Origin of the sequence: uncultured Georgenia sp. (genome assembly GCF_937958535.1) — a bacterium.
GTDB lineage: Bacteria > Actinomycetota > Actinomycetes > Actinomycetales > Actinomycetaceae > Oceanitalea.
In genome coordinates this window covers 1-6273 of record NZ_CALGNQ010000184.1, presented here as the reverse complement: position 1 = coordinate 6273, position 6273 = coordinate 1, and the positions used below count along the sequence as shown (strand labels likewise).

Annotated in this window: 7 protein-coding genes; 5 read left to right on the top strand and 2 right to left on the bottom strand. The window is 76.0% G+C overall.

Going from position 1 to position 6273, the window contains the following annotated elements; all coding sequences use genetic code 11:
- Window positions 1–138 precede the first annotated feature (138 nt).
- From Q0195_RS09755 to Q0195_RS09740, 4 genes are all read left to right on the top strand, one after another.
- Window positions 139–795 carry an RNA polymerase sigma factor gene (locus Q0195_RS09755; RefSeq protein WP_299277672.1) on the top strand — a complete coding sequence of 219 codons (657 nt, stop codon included), beginning with the start codon at window positions 139–141 and terminating at the stop codon, window positions 793–795.
- Window positions 792–2003: a serine/threonine-protein kinase gene (locus Q0195_RS09750; protein WP_299277669.1), complete on the top strand. Its 1212-nt coding sequence runs from the start codon at window positions 792–794 to the stop codon at window positions 2001–2003. Before Q0195_RS09755 ends, Q0195_RS09750 begins: the two co-directional genes overlap by 4 nt.
- 82 nt (window positions 2004–2085) lie before the next feature.
- The gene (locus Q0195_RS09745; RefSeq protein WP_299277667.1) at window positions 2086–2721 is read left to right on the top strand and encodes a hypothetical protein; all 636 of its coding nucleotides are present in this window, start codon (window positions 2086–2088) and stop codon (window positions 2719–2721) included.
- A 5-nt stretch (window positions 2722–2726) separates the two neighbouring features.
- Entirely contained in the window at window positions 2727–3341 is a 615-nt protein-coding gene (locus Q0195_RS09740) for an OmpA family protein (protein ID WP_299277665.1), read from the top strand.
- 92 nt (window positions 3342–3433) lie between these two features.
- Here Q0195_RS09740 and Q0195_RS09735 read toward each other — a convergent pair whose 3' ends face one another.
- Complete coding sequence (locus Q0195_RS09735; RefSeq protein ID WP_299277662.1) at window positions 3434–4111, bottom strand: response regulator transcription factor; 678 nt, start codon at window positions 4109–4111, stop codon at window positions 3434–3436.
- Entirely contained in the window at window positions 4112–5338 is a 1227-nt protein-coding gene (locus Q0195_RS09730) for an ATP-binding protein (RefSeq protein ID WP_299277659.1), read from the bottom strand.
- Between the two features lie 145 nt (window positions 5339–5483).
- Between Q0195_RS09730 and Q0195_RS09725 the strand changes: the two genes are divergently transcribed.
- The coding region (locus Q0195_RS09725) for a PspC domain-containing protein (protein ID WP_299277657.1) at window positions 5484–6273 on the top strand (790 nt) is incomplete at its 3' end.

Sequence of the window (6273 nt, the reverse complement as noted above, 5' to 3'; positions counted from 1 at the left end):
ACGGGCCGGCGAGCGCGGGGTCACCGGGCCCCCCCGCGGGGCGCGACCCGCGCGGTCCCCACCCGCCCGGCCGCACCTCCCGCCCGGCCGGGCGGGAGGTGCGGCCGGGCGGGCGCGGGACCGGGTTAGCCTGGGGGCATGCTTGACCGGGCGGCGCCACCCGGGCTGCGGGAGGCCGTCGCGCGCGGAGACGCGCCGGCGACGCGACAGCTGCTCGACCGCATCCCCGTCGACGACCCCGAGGTTCTCGACGTGCTCGCCCGCGCAGCGGCCGACGGCGGCGTCGGCGCCCGGCTGGCCACCGAGCTCCTCGTCGAGCGCCTCGACGCCTCCGGGGTGGTGCGCCGTTTCGTCCGCGCCGCACTCCTCGACGAGGCCGCCGTCGACGACGTCACCCAGGACGCGCTCATCTCGGTGGCCGGGTCGGTCCACAGCTTCGCGGGTGAGGCCAAGGTCACCACGTGGGTGCACCGCATCGTGCGCCACCGGGTGGTCGACCACCTGCGGCGGCAGCGGGCCACGTCGCCGCTGCCGCCCGACGACCTCGCCCCTGCCGAGCGGATGAGCTCGCTGATCGCCACCCGTGCGACCCTCCGTGACGTCCTCGCCGGGCTGCCCGACCGCTACCGCGGTCCGGTGACCCTGCGGGACGTCGAGGGCCTGCCGTACACGGAGGTGGCCGAGCGGCTCGGACGCAGCGTCGGGACGGTGAAGTCGCAGGTGGCCCGGGGCCGCGCGCTCGTCGCCGCCGCCCTGCGCAGCACCGGCCGGCAGGAGGGCACGAGAGCGGGTTGAGCACCGAACGCGTCGGGCGGTACCGCCTCGACGGGGTCATCGGCGTGGGCTCCTTCGCCACCGTGCACCGGGCCGTCGACGAGCGGCTGGAGGACGTCGTCGTCCTCAAGGTGCTCGCCGAGAACCACAGCCTCAACCCCGAGGTGCGGGAACGCTTCATCGCCGAGGGACGCAGCCTGCGCCGGGTGCGCAGCCCGCACGTCGTCGTGGTGCACGACATCGGGGAGACCGACCGCCGGCAGCCCTACCTCGTGCTCGAGCAGGCCGACCGGGGCACGCTCGCCGCACGCGTCACCGCGCTGCGTCGACAGGGCTGGACCGCGCGGCCGCAGGACGTGCTGGCGGTGGCGCGCTCGCTGGCCGCCGCCGTCGGGGCAGTGCACGCGGCGGGCCTCGTCCACCGCGACCTGAGCCCCGGCAACATCCTCCTCGCCTCGCTGCCGGCCGGCGAGACGGGCACGCCCGACGGCCCGGCCGCCTCGGTGGTGCGGCCCGACGAGCGGCTCGTCGTCGCCGACCTCGGCATGTGCAAGGACCTCGCGCTGAACTCCGGCCTGACCGTGGCGGGTGGGACGGCCGGCTTCCGCCCGCCCGAGCAGGACGGTCCGGGCGTCGTCGACACGCGCGCCGACCTGTGGGCGATGTCGACGCTGCTCCGGTGGCTCTGCGAGGGCGCCGCGGACCTGCCGTCCGCGCTGCACACGGCGCTGGCCCGCAGCACGGCGCACGACCCCGAGGACCGTCATCCCGACGTCGCGGCCTGGCTCGCCGATGTCGAGGCCTCCCTCGCACCGCCCGCCGTCACGCCGCCCGGGCCCGCAGCGGGGGACGCACCGACGCCCCTCCCGCAGAGCCGGCGGCGTCGGGCCCTGCTCGGCGCGGTCGCCCTCGTCCTCGCGGCCCTCCTCGGGGGCGTCGGCGGCGTCGGCCTCGCCGGGGGGCTCGGCACGCCGGACCGCGCAGCGGGCGCCGCCGTCGCCGTCGACGGCCCCACGCGGGTGGCCGTCGGGGAGGAGGCGATCTTCACCGCCGTCGTCGAGGGCGTCGAGAGCTGGGTGTGGACGATGCCCGACGGCACCCACGTCGTGGACCTGCCCAGCGTGTCGACGACGGCCCGGTCCCCCGGCAGCGGACGGCTGGTGCTGCGCGCCCGCGCACCCGACGGCGCCGACCTCGAGGTGGTCCACACCCTCACTGTCACCGAGTGACCCACGTCACACAAACCGGGTGCAACCGAACGGCGCCGCGACCCGACTCATGAGCGAGACCGACGCTCGAGAAGGAGACCCCATGACTGTCCGACGCCCCCTCGCCGCCCTCACCCTCGCCGCTACGGCCCTCGCCGGCCTGACCGCGTGCGGCAGGGAAACCCCGGCGGAGTTCGACAGCGGGCCGGAGCCCGCCGCGACCACCGCTCCCGCCGCGGACAAGGACGCCGCGTCCCGCGAGGACAAGCCGCGCCCCGCGCAGGACGCCTCCCCCACCCCGGTGGACACCACGCCGGTCGGGCCGGAGGACGCCCTCCACACCATCACCTACGACCTGCCCGGCGCCGACGAACGCGCCGAGGCCACGGTCACGGTGGGGCTGCACTCGCTGCGCCAGGAGGGTGAGGTCCTCGCCCTGGAGCTGTCCTTCACCCCGCACTTCCGCGGGGACGGGGAGTACAGCATCTACGAGATGCACGACCGGAACTCGATCACCACGGTGCTCAACGACCGGCAGAACCTCAAGCAGTACACGGTGCTCGGCAGCGGCGGCGGCAGCCGGGGGTGGCAGACCGACACAGGTCCGCTCAACCCCGCCGCCAAGAGCGGCCAGACCCTCATGTACTGGGCCTACTTCGCCGCCCCCGAGGACGACATCGACACCATCAGCGTCGGGGTCGGCCAGGTCGAGTTCACCGACGTCGTCATCGAGCGGTGATCCGCGTGGCCCGCCGCACGACACCTTCCCGCACCCGGCGCGGGCTGCTCACGCTCGGTATCGCCGGTGCCCTCGCCCTCGCCGGGGCGCCCACCGCCGGCGCCGCCGAGCTCGCGGAGCAGGAGCCGCCGCCCCCGCCGGAGGGCGGGGTCACCGCACAGCTGCTGCACGACTCCGTCCGCGTCTTCGACCCCGCCGACCACATCCGCGTCTTCGACCCCACCGCGCACGTCGAGTCGCTGGGCGACGGCGTCCGGACCATGGAGGGGCAGACGACCATCACCCTGTCCACCGACCTGCTCTTCGAGGAGAACAGCTGGGAGCTGCCCGCGAGCGCCCCGAGTCGTATCGCCTCGCTCGTGGCGGACATCCCCGACGGCGCGTCCGTGGCCGTCACCGGGCACACCGACACCCAGCAGCCGGTCGGCCACGACTTCGACAACCAGGAGCTCTCCGAACGCCGCGCCGAGGCGGTCGCCGACGTCCTGCGCGCGGAACGCCCGGACCTGGTGCTCGACGTCTCCGGCGTCGGGGAGACCCGGCCCGCCGTCACCCCCGACCCGCAGGACCCTTCCACCCACGCCGCCAACCGCCGCGTCGAGATCGTCTACCCCGGCTGACCCGCTCCTCCCCGACCGGTGGCACACGCCGCCGCTCCCGGGCCGACGGGCGGCGGGAGTGCCCCTCGTGCCTCCGGTCGGGGGTGGGCGTCTCAGATGAGCCGGCGGACCGCGGCCCACCGGGTGAGCTCGTGGCGGGAGGAGAGCTGGAGCTTGCGCAGCACGGCGGACACGTGCGTCTCGACCGTCTTGACCGAGATGAACAGCTCGGCGGCGACCTCCTTGTAGGAGTACCCGCGGGCGATGAGCCGCATGACCTCCTGCTCCCGGGCGGAGAGCCGGTCGAGCTCGTCGTCGGTGGTGGCGATGTCCTTGGCGGCGGTGCCGAAGGCGTCGAGCACGAACCCGGCCAGCCGCGGGGAGAACACGGCGTCGCCGTCGGCCACGCGCCGCACGGCGTCGGCGAGCTCGGTGGGGCTGATGGACTTGGTGACGTACCCCCGTGCGCCGGCGCGGATCACCCCCACGACGTCCTCGCTCGAGTCCGACACCGACAGCGCGAGGAACCGGGAGGGCACGTCGCGGCAGCCGGTGATGACGTCGATGCCGCCCCCGCCGCGGCCGCCGGGCAGGTGGACGTCGAGCAGGACGACGTCGGGTCGGGTCTCGCGGATGACGGCGACGGCGGACTCGACGTCGGCCGCCTCCCCGACGATGACGAGGTCCGGCGCGTGTTCCTCCAGCTCGCTGCGCACCCCGCTGCGGACGAGGGCGTGGTCGTCGACGACGACGACCCTCAGCTGCTGCGTCGTCTCTCCGTGCGTGCTCATCTACTCCCTCGGTTCGGGCATCCGCAGGACGACCTCCGTCCCTTCGAGCCCGCTGTCGGGGCCCGTACGTATCGTCGCACTGCCTCCGTGACGTTCCATGCGGCCGATGATCGAGGCCCGCACGCCGTGCCGGTCCTCCGGGACGGCGTCCAGGTCGAACCCGCGGCCGCGGTCCCGGACGAACACCTCGGTCCCATCCTCCCCCACCTCGACGTACAGCGAGACCGGGGGCGCCCCGTGTCTGACGGCGTTGCGCAGCGCCTCGCGGGTGGCGGCCAGCAGCGGCTCGGTGGTCGGGTGCGGCTCGCGGTCCCCCGCGGTGACGACGTCGATGGGGACGCCGTGCTGGTCCTCGACCTCGGCGGCCACCTGCCGCAGCGCATCGGCCACCGAGGTGCCGGCCTCGGGCCGGTCGGAGTAGAGCCACTGGCGCAGCTCCCGCTCCTGCGCGCGGGCGAGGCGGGCGACGTAGTCCGGGTCGTCGGCGCGGGAGCGGATGAGGGAGAGCGTCTGGAGGACGGAGTCGTGGAGGTGCGCGGCGATGTCGGCGCGCTCGGCCTCCCGTGCCCGCGCGGTCCGCTCGGCGGCGAGGTCACGGACGAGCCGCAGCCACACCGGGGCGAGGACGACGGCCACGCCGACGAGGATCGCGGTGCTCGCGACGACGCCGGAGAGCAGCTCGTCCGCCCCCAGCCCGCGGCCGAGGAGGAGGACGATGCCGACGACGGCGAGGAGCAGACCGCCGCCGATCCGCGCCACCCGGTGCCAGCGCGGCACCGGCGCGTCCTCCCCGGACAGGGAGGAGTCGAGCTGCGTCCACACCAGCGCCGCCCCGCCCACGACGACGAGCAGCGGCACCAGCCACTCGTTGGGCAGGCTGACCCCGGCCCGCCACAGGAGCAGCGCCAGGGCAGCCAGGAGGAGGAGCATCCCGATGACCAGGTCCCCGGGCGCGACCGCGCGGCCGCCGCGGCGCAGCCGCGGTGCCAGGCGCACGGTCGCCGAGGGCCGTGCCGAGCTCACCGCGTCGGCCGGGTCACCGGCGGGCACGAAGACCCACAGCCAGCCGTAGAGGACCAGCCCCGCCCCGAAGGCCATCGCGGCCACCACGAAGGCGACCCGCACCCGTTGGACGGGCAGGCCGAGGTGGAGCGCCAGGCCGGCGCACACGCCGCCCACGTGGCGCCCGTCGAGCGGCCGGCGCAGCGGAAGTCGTTGCGTGGTCACCTCCCGATGGTCACACGTCCGGTGCCCGTGCGGGCCCGTCGGGGCCGGGTTCCAGGGTGTTCCCAGGGGTGCGCGGGACCGACCGGGGGAGGGATCAGGGTCATACCGGATACCGACACCGCCCGCCGGCGGGTTTGCTGGACCTATGAACGGCCAGAGTGCTCCGCACACCCCCTCCACCCCGCCGCACCCGTCCGGCGGCTTCTTCGCCTCGGTACGACAGCTCGGCATCTGGCGGACCCAGGACCGCTGGGCCGGTGGTGTCGCCGCCGGCATCGCGCACCGCTTCGGCGTCGACCCGCTGCTCGTGCGCGGGCTCTTCGTCCTCGTCACACTCTTCGGCGGTATCGGCCTCGTCGTCTACGGCCTGGCGTGGGCGCTGCTCCCGGAGGCGTCCGACGGACGCATCCACCTCGAGCAGGCCGTGCGCGGCCACGTCGACGTCGCGCTCGCGGGCGCTGCGGTGACCCTCATCGTCGGGCTCAGCCGCCCGGTCTTCTGGTGGACCTCCTCGTGGTGGGCGGTGCCCTGGGTCGTCGTGGTCGCCGCGGTCATCGCCGTCGTGCTGCTCAGCGGCAACCGCCCGACGCAGCCCGGCCCGCAGCCACCGCCCGCCTACGGGCCGCCGGGCGCAGCGGCCGGCCCGGGCGCACCGGTCCACCCCGCCGCGGCGCCCGCCCCCTGGCAGCCCGGCCCGGCGGCGTACGCCCAGCCCGGTGGTGCGGCACCCGCCACCCGGCCCGGTCCCGGGTCGCCCGACCGGCCGGACGGCGCGGCCCCCGCTGCCGACGCTGCCACCTCTTCCCGCCCCGCCTACGACGTCCCGGAGGACACCGTGTCCCCCCCCCCCCCCCCCCCCCCCCCCCGCGCCCCCCCCCCCCGCGGGGCCGGGACCACGGCCGCCCCCCCCCCCCCAGGAGCGCACCCCCCGCGGG

Excerpts from the sequence above, each read along its gene's own strand:
- Q0195_RS09755 (WP_299277672.1), top strand. The coding sequence starts at position 139 with ATGCTTGACCGGGCGGCGCCACCCGGGCTGCGGGAGGCCGTCGCGCGC.
- Q0195_RS09735 (WP_299277662.1), bottom strand. The coding sequence starts at position 4,111 with ATGAGCACGCACGGAGAGACGACGCAGCAGCTGAGGGTCGTCGTCGTC.
- Q0195_RS09745 (WP_299277667.1), top strand. The coding sequence starts at position 2,086 with ATGACTGTCCGACGCCCCCTCGCCGCCCTCACCCTCGCCGCTACGGCC.